The organism is Georgenia satyanarayanai (genome assembly GCF_900116375.1).
GTDB lineage: Bacteria > Actinomycetota > Actinomycetes > Actinomycetales > Actinomycetaceae > Oceanitalea > Oceanitalea nanhaiensis.
In genome coordinates this window covers 20,524-36,053 of record NZ_UETB01000003.1, presented here as the reverse complement: position 1 = coordinate 36,053, position 15,530 = coordinate 20,524, and the positions used below count along the sequence as shown (strand labels likewise).

The 15,530-nt window shown below is 73.4% G+C and carries 14 protein-coding genes; 10 read left to right on the top strand and 4 right to left on the bottom strand.

What is annotated here, in order from left to right; translation table 11 throughout:
- Window positions 1–15: 15 nt before the first annotated feature.
- Entirely contained in the window at window positions 16–1,971 is a 1,956-nt protein-coding gene (locus tag DSZ44_RS06020; RefSeq protein ID WP_110851718.1) for a histidine kinase, read from the top strand.
- A complete protein-coding gene (locus DSZ44_RS06015) occupies window positions 1,968–2,615 on the top strand; it encodes a response regulator (protein WP_110851717.1) in 648 nt (215 codons plus the stop codon). The genes DSZ44_RS06020 and DSZ44_RS06015 overlap by 4 nt, the downstream gene beginning before the upstream one ends.
- Here DSZ44_RS06015 and DSZ44_RS06010 read toward each other — a convergent pair.
- Window positions 2,612–3,268: a hypothetical protein gene (locus DSZ44_RS06010; protein WP_110851918.1), complete on the bottom strand. Its 657-nt coding sequence runs from the start codon at window positions 3,266–3,268 to the stop codon at window positions 2,612–2,614. The two genes, DSZ44_RS06015 and DSZ44_RS06010, sit on opposite strands and share 4 nt — an antisense overlap.
- A gap of 179 nt (window positions 3,269–3,447) precedes the next feature.
- Entirely contained in the window at window positions 3,448–4,374 is a 927-nt protein-coding gene (locus DSZ44_RS06005; RefSeq protein WP_110851716.1) for a class I SAM-dependent methyltransferase, read from the bottom strand.
- 192 nt (window positions 4,375–4,566) lie between these two features.
- Here DSZ44_RS06005 and mnmA point away from each other — a divergent pair, with 192 nt between their 5' ends.
- Window positions 4,567–5,682 (top strand): tRNA 2-thiouridine(34) synthase MnmA, encoded by a 1,116-nt coding sequence (mnmA, locus tag DSZ44_RS06000; RefSeq protein WP_110851715.1) that lies wholly within the window; start codon window positions 4,567–4,569, stop codon window positions 5,680–5,682.
- Between the two features lie 45 nt (window positions 5,683–5,727).
- On the opposite strand, the gene DSZ44_RS05995 is transcribed toward mnmA, so the two are convergent.
- Together DSZ44_RS05995 and DSZ44_RS05990 are read right to left on the bottom strand one after the other, a co-directional pair.
- Window positions 5,728–6,387, bottom strand: a complete 660-nt coding sequence (locus tag DSZ44_RS05995; RefSeq protein ID WP_181424549.1) for a transaldolase family protein — start codon at window positions 6,385–6,387, stop codon at window positions 5,728–5,730.
- Window positions 6,388–6,457: 70 nt separating this feature from the next.
- Window positions 6,458–7,420: a sugar-binding transcriptional regulator gene (locus DSZ44_RS05990; RefSeq protein WP_110851713.1), complete on the bottom strand. Its 963-nt coding sequence runs from the start codon at window positions 7,418–7,420 to the stop codon at window positions 6,458–6,460.
- Window positions 7,421–7,522: 102 nt separating this feature from the next.
- Between DSZ44_RS05990 and DSZ44_RS05985 the strand changes: the two genes are divergently transcribed.
- From DSZ44_RS05985 to DSZ44_RS05955, 7 genes are all read left to right on the top strand, one after another.
- On the top strand, window positions 7,523–9,226 hold the full coding sequence (locus tag DSZ44_RS05985) for a ribulokinase (RefSeq protein ID WP_110851712.1): 1,704 nt from the start codon (window positions 7,523–7,525) through the stop codon (window positions 9,224–9,226).
- The gene (locus DSZ44_RS05980; RefSeq protein ID WP_110851711.1) at window positions 9,223–10,257 is read left to right on the top strand and encodes a substrate-binding domain-containing protein; all 1,035 of its coding nucleotides are present in this window, start codon (window positions 9,223–9,225) and stop codon (window positions 10,255–10,257) included. Before DSZ44_RS05985 ends, DSZ44_RS05980 begins: the two co-directional genes overlap by 4 nt.
- A gap of 61 nt (window positions 10,258–10,318) precedes the next feature.
- On the top strand, window positions 10,319–11,815 hold the full coding sequence (locus tag DSZ44_RS05975; protein ID WP_110851710.1) for a sugar ABC transporter ATP-binding protein: 1,497 nt from the start codon (window positions 10,319–10,321) through the stop codon (window positions 11,813–11,815).
- Window positions 11,812–12,861, top strand: coding sequence for an ABC transporter permease (locus DSZ44_RS05970; RefSeq protein WP_110851709.1), 1,050 nt, complete (start codon window positions 11,812–11,814; stop codon window positions 12,859–12,861). Before DSZ44_RS05975 ends, DSZ44_RS05970 begins: the two co-directional genes overlap by 4 nt.
- Before the next feature lie 3 nt (window positions 12,862–12,864).
- Entirely contained in the window at window positions 12,865–13,977 is a 1,113-nt protein-coding gene (locus DSZ44_RS05965; protein ID WP_110851708.1) for an ABC transporter permease, read from the top strand.
- Entirely contained in the window at window positions 13,934–14,548 is a 615-nt protein-coding gene (locus DSZ44_RS05960; protein WP_181424548.1) for an SIS domain-containing protein, read from the top strand. The genes DSZ44_RS05965 and DSZ44_RS05960 overlap by 44 nt, the downstream gene beginning before the upstream one ends.
- A gap of 94 nt (window positions 14,549–14,642) precedes the next feature.
- Window positions 14,643–15,530, top strand: coding sequence for a TIGR01777 family oxidoreductase (locus DSZ44_RS05955; protein ID WP_110851706.1), 888 nt, complete (start codon window positions 14,643–14,645; stop codon window positions 15,528–15,530).

Genomic DNA, 15,530 nt, shown 5'->3' with positions numbered 1-15,530 from the left:
CCCTACAGTTCAGCCATGCCCCGCACGGTGGCTGTGCGCCCGGACCTCGGACGGCTCGCGTCCGAGGTCCCCGGCGTTGCCCTCGGCGGCGCGGCGGCGCTCCTCGGGGTGGCGGGCACGGCGATGTTCGTCGCTGCTCGGCCCGTCCTCGGCGAGGACGCCCTCTTCCTCGTCGTCGACGCCACGGTCGCCCTCGTCTACGGGCTCACCTCCGCGCTCGTGCTGTCCCGGCGGCGGCACGTCGTCGGCTACCTCCTCGCCGTCGCGGCTCTCGGAGGCGGCCTGTCCGCCGCCGCGGGCGGCTGGCGGGTGCTCGCCACCGCCCGCGGCCTGAGTCCCGAGCCCTTCGCCTCCGCCTTCTCCTGGGCGTGGGTGCCGGGGACGCTCGGCCTGTTCCTCGTCGTCCCGTGGCTCGTGCGGCAGCGCCCGGCCGACGCGCCGTGGTGGGGCCCGACGGTCGGCGCCACGATCGCGGTCACCACCGCCGTCCTGTCCGTGGGCCTGCACTACACCGCCTTCTCCGTCAGCCTCGGTGCGGCGGTCGTGTGGGGGCTGGTGACGGCGGCCGGCGTCGAGCGGCGGCGGCGGCGTGCCCCCGCTCCCGACGCCGTGGGGCTGGGCTGGCTCGCGCTCGGGACGCTGGTCCTGGCCGTCTCCTTCGTCCCGCTCCTGCTGCCGCTCGGGTGGGTGCCGCTGTGGCTGACCCCGGCGCTCCACCTCGTCAGCCAGGCGCTCTTCCCCGCGGCGGTGCTCGCCGTCGTCCTGCGCCAGCGGCTGTGGGGCATCGAGGTCGCGGTGAGCCGCACCGTGCTCGCCGGGGCGCTCACGGTCGGGCTGTCCGCGACCTACCTTCTGGCCACCGTCCTGCTCAGCGGGGTGGTGCCGGGGGAGGGGTGGGCGCAGACGCTCGCGGCGGCCGCCGTCGTCGTCGCGGTCCAGCCGAGCCGGCTGTGGCTCGAGCCGCGGGTCCACCGCCTCGTCTACGGGGCCGCGGGGGACCCCTCGCGGGTGGCGGCCCGCATGGGCGGGGAGCTCGGCCGCGCCGACGGCCGGCTCCTGGACTCCCTCGTCGAGAGCGTGCGCACGGCCCTGCGGCTGGAGTCGGTGGCCGCGCGCGGGGAGGACGGGACGGTCCTCGCGACGGCGGGGACGGCGACGGCGGAGCCCACCGCGCTGCCCCTCGCGGCCGCGGGCGGGCCGGTCGGCACCCTCCTCGTCACGGCGCGGCCGGGGGAGGTGCTGGACGGGCGCACGCGTCGGGCGCTGGACGAGCTGTCCGCCGTCGTCGCGGCCGGGCTGCTGCTGCGGCGCACCGCCGACGAGCTCGCCCGCACGCGCGAGCGGCTCACCCGCGCCCGGCTGCAGGAGCGGCAGGTCATCCGCCGCGAGCTGCACGACGGTCTGGGCCCGTCCCTCGCCGGGCTGCGCCTGGGCCTCAGCGGCGTCGCCAACCTCGTGGGGGCGGACCCCGAGGCGGCGCGGACGATGCTTGCCGCGCTCCAGGAGGAGCTGGACCGGCGGGTCGAGGACGTGCGCGTCGTCGCGCGGACCCTCCTGCCGCCGGTGCTCGAGGAGCTCGGCCTGGAGCCGGCGCTGCGCGAGCTCGTCACCCGGCACGCCGAGAGCGGCTTCACGGTGCGGCTGCACGCCGACGTGCCGGGCGCCCTGCCCGCGCCCGTGGCCGCCGCGGCCTACGGCATCGCCGCCGAGGCCGTCCTCAACGCCGCCCGGCACAGCGGCGCCGGCGGCTGCGACGTCGAGGTCGGGGTGGACGGCGCGGGCCTGCGGGTGGTGTGCCGTGACGGCGGTGGCGGCCGCTCACCCGGGGCGCCCGCGGGCGTGGGCACGCACGCGATGCGCGAGCGGGCCGAGGAGCTGGGCGGGTCGCTGCGGATCGACGGGCCGCCGGGCGGGGGCACCGTCGTCGAGGCCCTGCTCCCGCTCGCACCGGCGCTGGAGGAGAGCCGGTGAGCGCGCTGCGGGTCGTCGTCGTCGACGACCACCCCGTCTTCCGGCTCGGCATGGCCGGGCTGCTGTCCTCGCTGCCGGGGATCGACGTCGTCGGGCAGGCCGACTCCGCCGCCCGGGCGCGCGAGGTCGTCGTGGTCGGCGGGGCCGACGTCGTCCTCATGGACCTCCACCTCGGGGACGGGTCCGGGATCGAGCTCACCCGCGAGCTCGTCGCCCGCGACCCGGCCCTCGCCGTCCTCGTCGTGACGATGAGCGAGGACGACGCGTCGGTGGCCGCGGCGCTGCGCGTCGGCGCTCGCGGCTACCTGCTCAAGTCCTCCGGCCCGGAGGAGGTGGAGCGGGCGGTGCGGGCGGTGGCGCACGGTGAGGTCATCCTCGGACGCGAGGTCGCGGCGCGGGCGCTGTCCGCCCTCGCGCCGGGGCGGGCCGCGGTGCGGCTGCCGTTCCCCGAGCTCACCGCGCGCGAGCGGGAGGTGCTCGACCTCCTCGCCCGCGGCCTGGACAACACGGCGATCGCGCGGCGTCTCGTCCTGTCCGGCAAGACCGTGCGCAACCACGTGGCCAACGTGCTGACCAAGCTCGCCGTGCCCCACCGGGCGGCCGCCGTCGTCCTCGCGCGGGAGGCGGGGCTGGGCCTGGACTAGCGCGAGCGCGCCTCGCGCACCGTGGTGACGAGGTCCGTGACGCTCGGGTCGCGCGGGGAGGAGCCGAAGCCGAAGCGCACCGGCGGGTCGAGGGGGTGGAGCGGCCCGAGGTCCTCGCCCTCCCACAGGGTCCCGGCGGCGGCGAGCCGGTGGAGGTCGTGGGCGCCGTAGTGCTCGGTGCGCCCGCCGCCGGCCGAACCACGGGTGCGCACCCCGCGCAGCACCACCCGCGCCACCGGGTCGGTGACGCGGGTGAGAGCCGGCGCCGTCGCCAGGGCGCGCGGCACGAGGCGCAGCAGCCGCCCGAGCGGGGGCCGCGCGCCCACGTGGAGGCGCGCGGTGAGCGGGCCCGCGTCGACCCGCCACGTCTGCCCCGCGGAGGTGGGCTTCCCCGCGAGCGGGCGTCCCGCCGTCGTCGTCACGGAGACGGGCACGAGCAGGGTCGTGTCGAAGGTGTAGGTGGAGGCGACGAAGTCGGCGACCTCCTGGGAGGGGGCGAGGAGCAGCCGCTCGCCGTCGGGCCGCTCGACCATGACGTCGGCGAAGGCGCCGAGCGGGGAGTCGTGCCAGGCACCGAGGACGAGCCGCGTGCCGCCGGGTGTGCCCCAGCCGGCGATGCGTCCGGTGAAGTGCCACGAGCGAGGGGTCGCCATGCGTCTCATCGTCCGGTGCCCCCGCCCGTGGCGCACGGCGCGCGCGAAGGGCTCGGGCGCCTCGTGCAGGAAGAGCGTGACGTCGTCGCTGAGCCGACGACGCTGCACGACCTGGTCCACCGCGTTCTCGTCCCTGCCCACGACGGCGATGCGCCGGTCACGCCCCTGTGGTGCCCCGCTCATCGGCCGGCGCCCCGCTCGCGTGCCCCCTCGGCCACGGGACCACCGGTCCCGGACCGCTCGTCGTCTCGCGGTCGGGTGGCGATCCAGATGGTGCGGCCGGAGCTGAGGGCGAGCTCGGACGTCCCGGCGTCCAGCAGCGCGATCGTGGCGTCGAGCGCCGCGCGGTCGTCGGCGGACAGGTCCTCCTCCAGCCGAGCACGGTGCATCGTCAGCTGCCGTGCGAGGTAGCGGGCGCCCTCAGGCGTGCGGGCCGACGCGGTGAGCGCGGTGTCGTGGCGCTCGACCGGGGCGAACCCGGCCGCGGTCAGTGCGCTCGTCCACTCGCCGGTCGCCGGGTAGCCGCGCGCGGCGAGCGCACCGACCAGCCGCTCGCCGAGACGGTCACGGCCGGTGCCGAGGTCGGCGGGGTCATAGGTCGTCGCGCCGGTCATCTCGATGACGACGAGCACGCCCCCGGGGCGCAAGGCCCCGAACACCTGGTGAAGCACCTCGGCGGGGTCGCTCACGTGGTGGAGCGAGAGCGCCGCCCAGGCGAGGTCGACGGCGCCCGGCAGGACGGCGGGCCAGTCGCCGTCGAGGTCGACCAGGTGAGTCTGGACGCGGTCGCCGACCTGGGCCGCGGCTGCCGCGGCACCCAGCCGCTCGAGCATCGCGGGCGAGGCGTCGAGGCCGTGGAGCCGTGCCCCGGGGAAACGGGTCGCGAGCGCGACGGTTCCGGTGCCCGTCCCGGCACCGAGGTCGACGACCGCACCCGGCGCAGCACCGAGCGCGACGGAGGCGGCGTCCAGCGCCGCCGCCAGCACCGGGGCGCCCTGCGCGGCATCGAGGTCGAGGAGCTCGGCGAGGTCGGTGTCGTGCTCGGGTGCCGGGCCGTGACCGGGGCGGGCGTGGGCGTGGGCGTGGTGGGCGTTGGTCGAGGTCATGAGCTCGACACTAGGCCTGCCATGCGTGGGCGGCACGGAACCTTGCGTAGAACGCAAGCAGGTCGTGGAGGATGTTGCCGGTGGGGCCGCAGTCACGGCCGTGAGCACCGTCAGGCACCTCACGGCGGCAGGCGCCCGTCCGGTCCGGGTGGGGACGTACCCTCGTACGGGCAGACGAAAGGGAAGGACGTCATGCGAGTCCTGGCAGCACTCTCGGGCGGGGTCGACTCCGCCGTCGCGGCCGCGCGCGCCGTCGAGGCGGGGCACGACGTCGTCGGCGTCCACATGGCCCTGTCGCGCTCGCGGGCCCAGCACCGCACGGGCTCACGCGGCTGCTGCTCTATCGAGGACGCCTCCGACGCCCGCCGCGCCGCCGACGTCCTGGGCATCCCGTACTACGTGTGGGACCTGTCGGAGGAGTTCGAGGAGACGGTCGTCGCGGACTTCCTCTCCGAGTACGCCGCCGGCCGCACCCCCAACCCGTGCGTGCGCTGCAACGAGCACATCAAGTTCTCCGCGCTCCTCGACCGCGGGCTCGCGCTGGGCTTCGACGCCGTCGCCACCGGGCACTACGCGCGGATCGTCGAGGGTCCGGGCGGCGCTCGCGAGCTCCACCGCGCCGCCGACCTCGCCAAGGACCAGTCCTACGTGCTCGCCGTCATGGGCCCCGAGCGGCTGGCGCGCTCGCTCTTCCCGCTCGGGGACGTCGCCTCCAAGGACGAGGTGCGCGCCGAGGCCGCCGCCCGCGGGCTGTCCGTCTCGGCCAAGCCGGACTCCTACGACATCTGCTTCGTCGCCGACGGCGACACCCAGGGCTTCCTCCGCGACCGCCTCGGCGCCCAGCCGGGTGCCGTCCTCGACCACGAGGGCAACGAGGTGGGTCGCCACGACGGCGCCTACGCCTACACCGTCGGTCAGCGCAAGGGGCTGGCCCTGGGCCGGCCCGCCACCGACGGCCGCCCGCGCTACGTGCTGCGCACCGACCCGGCCGCGAACACGGTCGTCGTCGGCCCCGGCGAGCTGCTCTCGGTCACCGAGCTCACCGCCGACCAGACCGTCTGGCTCGCCGACGACGTCCCCGCCGGGGAGTGGACGACGGCGCAGGTCCAGGTCCGCGCCCACGGCACCCCGACGCCCGCGCAGGTCCGCCGCGACGACGACTCGCTCCACGTCCGCCTCGACACCCCGCTGCGGGGCATGGCCCCGGGCCAGTCGGTGGTCGTCTACGCCGGCACCCGCGTGCTCGGCCAGGCGACCCTCACGAGGGCGGGCCGCGGCGCCGTGCCGACCCCCGTCCCCGCCCCCTAGGTCCGCAGTCGGCGAGCTGACCGAAGCGCCCCGGTCGGTGATGGTTCAGATGCTGCCGAGCCGGGCCATCGTCGCCTCGAAGACCTCCGTGGCAGCGTCGGAGCGCTCGTCGCGGACCAGCTCCCAGGCGACTGACGGGGACAGGGTGAACGCCGGGATGCCCGCGGCAGCGAGGCGCGCCACGTCGTCAGCCGTGCGAAGGCTGGCCGCGAGGACCTCGGTGCGGCCACCGGCCGCGATCTTGTGCATCGCCACGACGTCGGCGAGCGCATCGGCGCCGGAGTCGGCCATCCGGCCGACGTAGGGGGCCACGTAGCGCGCCCCGATGCCGCACGCCACGACCATCTGGCTCGGGCGGTACACCGCGGTGAGCAGGACCTCGACGCCCTGGCCGACGAGTGTGGCCGCAGCCGGGACACCGGCCACCGTGCACGGGACCTTGACGATGGTGCGCGCGTCGACGTCGAGCAGGCGCGAGGCGTTGGCGAGCAGCTCCTCGCGCGTCTCCCCCCAGGTCTGGAAGCACACCTCCCGGGCTCCGGCGGCCCGCGCCCACCGGTTGATCCGCGGGAGATCGGCCGTGACGGCTCCGCCGCGCTCGAGGATGGTGGGGTTGGTCGTCAGCCCCATGAACGCGCCGGTGGCGAAGAGGTCCTCCGTCGCGCGCTGGTCGGCGGAGTCGACGAAGAGCTTGGGGGCGTGCATGGGTCCTCCTGGGTCGATCGGCGTGTCCCACGATGCCCCATGCGGCATGTCTCACAGGCACAGACGACGCTCAGATGAGCGGCTCGTCTTGGAGGAGGAGCCGCGCCACGGCATCGTCGGTGACGAGCGCGTTGGCGATGCCGGCGAGCAGCACGCTACGGATGGCCTTGGCCTTGGTCACGTGCCCGGCCACGGCCACCACCGTGGGGACGGCCCGCAGCTCGACGCTGCTGATACCCATGATCCGCTCGACCACGGGGCTGTCGATCTCGCTCCCCTCGGCGTCGAGGAGGATCCCGCCGGTCTCCGCCTGGAGTCCCATGGCGGTGAGGGCCGCCTGGTCCTGGGTGGAGAAGAAGGTGCGCAGCTGGGAGTTTGCGGGGTTCCAGCTGCCCACCGCGACGACGGCGACGGAGACCGAGCGGAACCGGTCGAAGGCCTCGGCGACGCCCGGGGAGTGCCGCAGGCTCCGCGCCGTGGCTGCGTCGGGCACGAGGAGCGGGGTGTACAGCGGAAAGGCGTCGTCCTTGGTGATGCTCGAGAGGATCCGGACCAGCTCCATCGAGTTCTCGCCCGGGTTCCCGGCGATACCGGACAGCTGGACGACGGGGACTCGGGGAAGGCTGACCGTCGCCTCGGCCAACGCCTTGATGGTGCGTCCCCAGCTGACGCCGAGGACGTCGCCCTCGGCGAGGAGCGTGGTGAGGAGCCGCGCACCGGCGTCCCCGAGCAGCCGGCGCACCTCCGGCTCCGTCCGCTGCTCGGCCGGGACGACGACGGCGTGGTTCAGCCCGTAGCGCTGCTTGAGCCGGACCGAGAGCTCGCTCGCCCGGGTCGTCGGCCGGTGCAGTGTTATCCGGACGGCGCCGCGGTGGACTGCCTCCTCGAGCATCCTCGCCACCTTGAAGCGGGACAGCCCGAGGGTGGCGGCGATCTCCACCTTGCTCTCGTTGCCGAAGTAGTACCGGCGCGCGACGTCGATGAGGAGCTCGTCGTGGGTCAGCGGCGACCCGTCCGGTCGATGTGTGCTCATATGAGCACACTAGCTTTGGATGACGGCCCGCGTCGATGCCTCAATGTGTTGAACCCGGCGGGCAGCCGTCGGAGGGTCCGGAAGGCTCAGTGAGGAGAGGCAATGACACGCAGCGCGGCCATCGGCATCGACTACGGCACCGAGTCGTGCCGCGCCGTCGTCGTGGACCTCGCCAGCGGGTCGGAGCTCGGTGAGGCCGTGCACCTTTACCGCTCGGGTGTCATTGACGAGGTGCTCCCCGCCACCGGTCAGGCGCTGCCACCGAGCTGGGCGCTGCAGGACCCTGCCGACTACGTCGAGGGACTGACAGCTGTCGTCCGCGGGGCCGTGGCGGCCAGCGGCCTCACGGCCGACGAGGTCGTCGGCATCGGCATCGACACGACCGCGTGCACCGTCATCCCGACGACGGCCGACGGCGTCCCCCTCGCCACGACGCCGCACTGGCGCGCCGAGCCGCACGCCTACGCGAAGCTGTGGAAGCACCACGCCGCGCAGCGCCACGCCGACCGGGTGAACGCGCTCGCACGCACGCACGGCGGACTCTTCCTCAACAGCTACGGCGGGAAGATCTCCGCCGAGTGGCTCGTCCCCAAGGCGCTGGAGATCTTCGAGGCCGCGCCCGATGTCTTCGCGGCGGCCGACCGGCTCATCGAGCTCGAGGACTGGCTCGTCTCCCAGCTCGTCGGGCACGAGGTGCGCGGCGCGCACGTCGCCGGCTACAAGGCCAACTACCGCGCCGAGGACGCCGGCTACCCGAGCGAGCAGTTCCTCGAGGAGCTCTCGCCCGGCTTCGCGGCCGTCCTCGGCAAGCTCGGCCATGACCTCGTCGGTCCAGGCGCCCGCGCCGGTGGCCTCACCGAGGAGTGGGCGCAGCGCCTGGGGCTGCGGCCCGGCACCGCGGTCGCCAGCGGGAACATGGACGCGCACGTCGCGATGCTGGCCTGCGGCGTCGCAGGCCCCGGCGACATGGTCCTCGTCATGGGTACCTCGGTGTGCAACCTCGTGCTGTCGGCGGAGAAGCAGCACGTCGAGGGCATGTCGGGGGTCGTCAAGGACGGCATCATCCCCGGCTACTGGGCCTACGAGGCCGGCCAGCCCGGTGTCGGTGACACCTTCGGCTGGTACGTCCGCAACTTCCTGCCGCAGCGGTACGCGGAGGCCGCCGAGGCCGCCGGGGTCAGCGGCTTCGACTACCTCGCGGACAGGGCCGCGGCCCTGCGGCCGGGCGAGAGTGGGCTCGTCGCTCTCGACTGGTTCAACGGCAACCGCTCGGTGCTCGTCGACGCGCACCTCAGCGGCGTGCTCGTCGGCATGACCCTGGCTACCCGACCCGAGCACGTCTACCGCGCGCTCGTCGAGGCCGCCGCCTTCGGGCAGCGCACCATCCTCGAGGCCTTCGAGAGCTCGGGCGTCGCGGTGGACCGGATCGTCGCCTGCGGCGGACTGCCGGGGAAGAGCCCGCTGCTCATGCAGGTCCTCGCCGATGCCACGGGCCGGGAGATCCACCTGTCCGCGTCGGCGAACACCCCGGCTCTCGGTGCCGCCCTCCACGCGGGCCTCGCTGCCGGCTCCGCGGCCGGCGGCTACGACAGCTTCGCGGAGGCCGCCGCCTTCGGCCGGATCTCCGAGACGGCCTACACGCCCGACCCGGAGGCCGGTGCGGTCTACGACCGCCTCTACCGAATCTACGACCGGCTCTCCACGGATCTCGGGCGCCGGCCAGAGGACGTCATGTACGCCCTGCGCGACATTGCCGCCGACGCGGCGAGATATCAGCAGTTCCCACTACAGGAGGTAGGACCATGAACAACGCACGACGGAGTGCCGCCGGAGCGGCGATGACCGTCTCGGTCGCGCTCGTGCTGACCGCGTGCGGCTCCACGGGCGGCGGGGACGACACCGCCAGCCCCGCTGCCGACGGCGAGCGCCGCATCGTCAACGTCGTCAAGCTCGCCGGCGGTGACTGGTTCAACCGCATGGCCGTCGGCAACGACGAGTACGCCGCCGAGCACGAGGTCACGGTCAGCCAGACCGCCGGTGACGACTCGAGCGAGGAGAAGCAGATCGCGGTCCTCAACGACCTCATCCCGCAGCGGCCCGCCGCGCTGACGGTCGTGCCCAACTCCCCGGAGTCCCTCGAGGCCGTGCTGGGCCGCGCGCAGGACGCCGGCATCGTCGTCATCACCCACGAGGCGCCCGGCATCCAGAACGCCGAGGCGAACATCGAGGCCTTCGTCAACGCCGACTACGGCGCGCACCAGATGGACCTGCTCGCCGAGTGCATGGACGGGGAGGGCTCCTACGCGCACTTCGTCGGCTCCCTCACCGTGGCCAGCCACAACGTGTGGGCGGACGGCGCCCTCGCGCAGGCCGAGGCGGAGTACCCGGGTGTCACGCGGGTTGCCGACGCCATCTCTTCCGAGGAGGACCAGGAGGTCGCCTACCAGCGCACGAAGGAGCTGCTCGCGACGTACCCCGACATCCGCGGGTTCATCGGCGCCGCGTCCACCGACGTCGCCGGCATCGGCCGGGCGATCGAGGAGGCCGGCCGGGAGGCCGACACCTGCGTCGTCGGCACCTCGACGCCCGCGATCGTCGGCAACCAGCTCGAGAGCGGCTCCGTCGACGTCATCACCGGCTGGGACCCCGCACTTGCGGGCCAGGCGATGCTCGCCGCCGCGGAGGTCGTCCTCGACGGCGGAGAGCTCACCGAGGGCACCGACCTCGGCGTCCCCGGCTACGAGTCGCTCCGCCAGGACCCCGAGGTGCCCAACAGCTTCTTCGGCGATGCCTGGATCGACATCACGAACGACAACCAGGCGGACTACCCGTTCTGACGCCGGACCCCGCTGCCGCCCGCGGGCGGCAGCGGGGACCACAGGACAGGAAGAAACGGTGATGAACGAACAACCACTGGCCCTGCGGGCCCGCGGGGTGCGCAAGTCCTACGGCGGTGTGCACGCGCTCAAGGGGGTCGACGTCGAGGTCCGTGCCGGCGAGGTGCTGTGCCTCGCCGGTGCCAACGGCTCGGGCAAGTCGACGCTCATCAAGATCATCGCGGGCGTCGAGACGCCGGACGGCGGTGAGATCGAGATCGGCGGCGAGTCCGTCGGGCGGCTGAGCGTGACCGACGCCGTCGACCGCGGTGTCCAGGTGATCTTCCAGGACATGTCGCTGTTCCCGAACCTCACGGTGGCGGAGAACATCGCGATGTCGGCGCGCATCTCCCGCGGCCGCAAGATTGTCTCGCACCGCGAGGCGCGGGAGGTCGCCGGCGCGGTGGTGGAGCGGCTGGGGCTGCATCTCGACCTGGACGCCGAGGTCGGCGAGCTGCCGATCTCCGACCGCCAGCTCGTGGCGATCTGCCGCGCGCTCGCGCTCGACGTCAAGGTGCTCTTCATGGACGAGCCGACCACGGCCCTGACCTGGCGCGAGGTGGACACGCTCTTCGCCGTCGTCAACCAGCTCAAGGCCCAGGGCGTGGCCATCGTCTTCGTCTCCCACAAGACGGAGGAGGTCTTCGGCATCTCCGACCGGATCACCGTCCTGCGCAACGGTGAGGTCGTCGCCGACGACGTCTCCTCGGCCTTCGACCACGACAGCCTCGTCGAGGCGCTGCTGGGCTACCGGGCCACCGAGGACCGCGTGCTGTCCACGCTTCCGGAGCACCCCGCCCCGGCGCTGCAGGTCGAGGAGCTCTCCTCCACCGACCTCTTCGCCGACGTGAGCTTCGAGATCGGCAAGGGCGAGATCGTCGGCCTCGCCGGTCTGCTCGGCTCGGGGCGCGCCGAGGTGGCCGAGGCCGTCTTCGGGCGCCTGCCCATCACCGGCGGCACCGTGCGCGTCGACGGCCAGGCCGTCGACGTCCGGGGGGTCAAGGACGCGCTCGCCGCCGGCATCGCCTACGTGCCGGAGGACCGGCTGACCCAGGGCGTGTTCCTCGAGCAGTCGATCGGGACCAACCTCGTCGCCGCGTCGCTGGACGACGTCACGCGCACGGGCGGCCTGCTCGACGGGAAGCGCATCGAGGAGCGGGTGTCCTCCGCGATCGACGAGCTGTCGATCAAGATCGGCAGCGCCGACGACCCGGTGAGCACCCTCTCCGGCGGCAACCAGCAGCGGGTGGTGCTCGGCAAGTGGCTCGCCACCAAGCCGCAGGTGCTCATCCTCAACGGCCCGACCGTCGGCGTGGACGCCGGCTCCAAGGCCGCCATCATGCAGATCCTTCGCCGCCAGGCGGAGGCCGGGATGGGTGTCCTCCTCATCTCCGACGACGTCCCCGAGCTCGTGAGCGTGTGTCACCGCGTGCTGTTCATCCGTCGTGGACGGATGCACGGCGAGGTCGCGGGCGACGACGTCACGGTCACCTCCGTGCGGGAAAGGCTGGAGACATGACAACGACGACGACGCGGCCGGCGACGACGCGACCGGCCCCGAGCCCGTCGCGCACGTGGGCCCGACGGCTGCGCGGGCCGCACAACGAAGGTGTCCTGCTCGGCGTCATCGTCCTGCTCCTCGCGGTCATCCTGGTCGTGGAGCCGGGGACGCTGACGTGGACCTTCGCCGGTGACATCCTGCGCTCGGGCATCGTCACGCTGGCGCTGTCCCTCGGCCTGCTCCTCATCATCATCTCCGGCGGCATGGACGTGTCCTTCACCGCCATCGCCATCTTCAGCGGGTACAGCACCGTCAAACTCATGAACGAGCTGGGGATCGACGGGGCCGTGTGGCCCTTTCTGCTCGCCTCAGTCATCGGGTGCGCGCTCGGCAGCCTCAACGCCGTCCTCGTCGCCCGGTACCGGATGGAGACACTGGTCGCCTCCCTCGGCACCCAGGTGATCATCCGAGGCGTGCTGCTCGCCTTCGTCGGCTCGACCTACCTCGCGAGCCTGCCCTCCCAGCTCGACGCCGTCGGGTCGGCGACGATCTTCCACCTCGGCGGGAGCGCGGTCAACGTCCTCGTCCTCCCCGTCATCGCGCTGTGCGTCGCGCTGGCGTTCGTCCTCAAGCGGACGTCCTTCGGGCGCTCGGTGTACGCCGTCGGCGGTGACAAGGAGTCCGCGCGCCGCGTCGGGCTGCGCGTGTCGTTGGTGCAGACCCGCATCTACCTGTTCGCAGGGCTGCTCGCCGGCTTCGCCGGCATGGTGCACGTCGTGCTGTCCCGGCACGCCTCGCCCTTCGAGATCGTCGGGATGGAGCTCAACGTCATCGCCGCCGTCGTCATCGGTGGCGCGCTGGACACCGGAGGCCGCGGCTCCGTGCAGGGCACCGTGCTCGGTGTCCTCCTCATCTCGCTCGTACAGAACTCCCTCGTGCGACTGGGGATCTCCAGCTACTGGCACATGCTCATCGTCGGCGTGGTCATCCTCGTCGGCGTCGCGATCCAGGCCCGGAGCAGCGCCCGTGGCCAGCACCGTGCCCGCATCCTCGAGGAAGGCTGACCGATGGCTGCACCACTCACGTCGATCCGGGCGCGTCTCGCCGGGAGCAACACCCACACCCTCGGCCTGGTCGCGCTCGCCCTCGCCGTCGCCGTCCTCTTCTCGGCGCTCAACCCGGCGGTGTACACGAGCTCGCTCAACATCGAGTCGATCACCCTGTCCATCCCGGAGATCGGCCTCATGGCGCTGGCCATCTCCATCGCGATGACCACCTCCGGCATCGACCTGTCGATCGTCTCGGTCGCCAACCTCTCGGCGCTCACCGCGGCGTACGTCAGCGTGCAGGGGATGGAGGCGGGCATGTCGACGCCGGTCCTCACCCTCCTCGCCGTCGTGCTCGCGCTCGTCGTCGGGATGGTGTGCGGCGCGATCAACGCCGTCGTCGTCGCCGTCGTCGGGGTCGCGCCGATCCTGGCGACGCTCGCGACGCAGATGATCTTCGCCGGCGCGGCCATCGCGTTCACCCGCGGCGAGCCGATCTACGGGCTCACCCCCGAGCTCACCGAGGTCGGCTCCACGACCATCGCGTCGGTGCCGCTGATCTTCTGGCTGTTCCTCGTCGTCGTCGCGCTCGTCGCGGTCGTCATGACACGGACCGGGTACGGCGTGCGGGCCACCATGCTCGGCGCCAGCGCGACGGCGGCCGACTACACCGGCATCGCGCGCCGCAAGGTGCTCTTCCAGACATACATGCTCGCCGGCACGATCTCGGCGGTCGCCGGGCTCGTCATGGTGATGCGGACCGTGAGCGCGTCGGCCGGGTACGGCAGCTCCTACCTGCTGCTCGCCGTCACCATCGCCGTCCTCGGCGGGGCCAACCCCTTCGGTGGCCGGGTGGCGATCTGGGGAACGGCGCTGGCCGCGCTCATCCTCCAGATGATCTCCAGCGGCATCAACATGCAGGGGCTGAGCAGCTACGTCTACCAGATCGCCCAGGGCCTCATCCTCGCCGGCGTCTGGATCGTCCGGATGGAGGGCACACGCGCCTCGACCTGGATCAACGGGAAGCGGAACGGGCAGCGCGACAAGCCCACCCCACTGACCGACCTCCCCTACGAAGAAGGACAGAATGATGGATCGTCAAGAGCAGCTGCGGGCAGCGGCCACGTTCATTGAGCAGGAGGGCGCCGCTGTCGCTCGCGTCGCTGCCCAGGTCGACGAGTCGCTGCTGGGCGTGGCGGACCTCATCCGTGAGGCCGGCGGCAAAGTGATCGTCACGGGCTCCGGGACGTCCGGCACAATCGCGCGCCGGCTGGCGCACCTGCTGTCGGTCACCGGGACACCGGCCCTCTACCAGAACCCCGGCGACGGCCTGCACGGAAGCCTCGGGGTCGCCACGGCCGGTGACGTGGTCATTGCGATCTCCAAGGGCGGTGAGTCGAGCGAGCTCGCCGAGTTCATCCAGCGCACCACGGACCGCGGCGCCAAGGGCGTGGTCATCACGGCGTCACCCGAGTCCAGCCTCGCGAAGGCGGCGGACGTCGTCGTCGTGGTCGACAGCGACTCCGCCGACCCGGGGGGCATCATCGCGATGGGCTCGACGCTCGCGACAGCGGCGTGGGGTGACGCGCTGGCGATCCTCCTCATGAACGAGGGGGGCTACACGTGGGAGAAGGTGCTCCACAGTCACCCCGGGGGTGCTGTCGGCAAGAACGCCGACGAGCTCCTCAAGTCCGTCGACGGCTGATGCTTCCCGGTGCCCGCGCCGCGGGCACCGGGAACGTGCCCGCCCGGGGCCACCTCATCGGGCGGACGCCGGGCCGCGCGACTACGGTCGGAAGATGCGGATTCTCGTCTCGGGCGCGTCCGGACTCATCGGCTCGGCACTCCAGGAGGAGCTGCGCGCCGACGGTCACGAGGTGCGCACGCTCGTGCGCCGCGAGCCGGGCGGGGTGAGCGAGTACGAGTGGCACCCGGAGGAGGGCCGCCTGCCGGCCGAGGCGGTCGAGTGGGCCGACGGCGTCGTCACGCTGTCCGGGGCGCCGCTGGGCCGGCTGCCGTGGACGCGCGCCTACCGCCGCGAGATCTACGAGAGCCGGGTCACCGCGACCCGCACCGTCGCCCGCGCCATCGCCGCGTCGGCCGACCCGCCGCGGGTGTGGGTGAGCGGCTCCGCCACCGGCTTCTACGGCGACCGCCCGGGCACCGTCCTCACCGAGGAGTCCGGGCCGGGGGACGGTTTCCTCGCCGGTGTCGTCCTGCGTTGGGAGGCGGCCACGGCCCGCGCCGACGACGTCACGCGCGTCGTGCACATCCGTACCGGTCTCGTCATGGCCGACGGCGGTGCCCTCGCGCCCCTCCAGCTCGCCACCCGCCTCGGTGCGGGTGCGGCGATCGGCACCGGCCGTCAGCAGTGGCCCTGGATCTCCCTCGCCGACGAGGCCCGCGCGATCGTCCACCTGCTCGCGCACTCCGAGCTGTCCGGCCCGGTCAACCTCACCGGACCGACGGCCGCGACCTCCGCGGAGATCACCCGGGCGCTGGCCAGGGAGATGCACCGCCCCCACCTCTTCCGGCTGCCGGCCCGGCTGCTGCGGCTCGTCCTCGGTGAGCCCGCGGACGAGATGCTGCTGCCGGACCAGCGCATCCTCCCGGTCCGGCTGCAGGCCGACGGCTTCACCTTCCGGCACACCACCGCCGAGGAGGCCGTGGCCGCCGCCGTCCGCTGA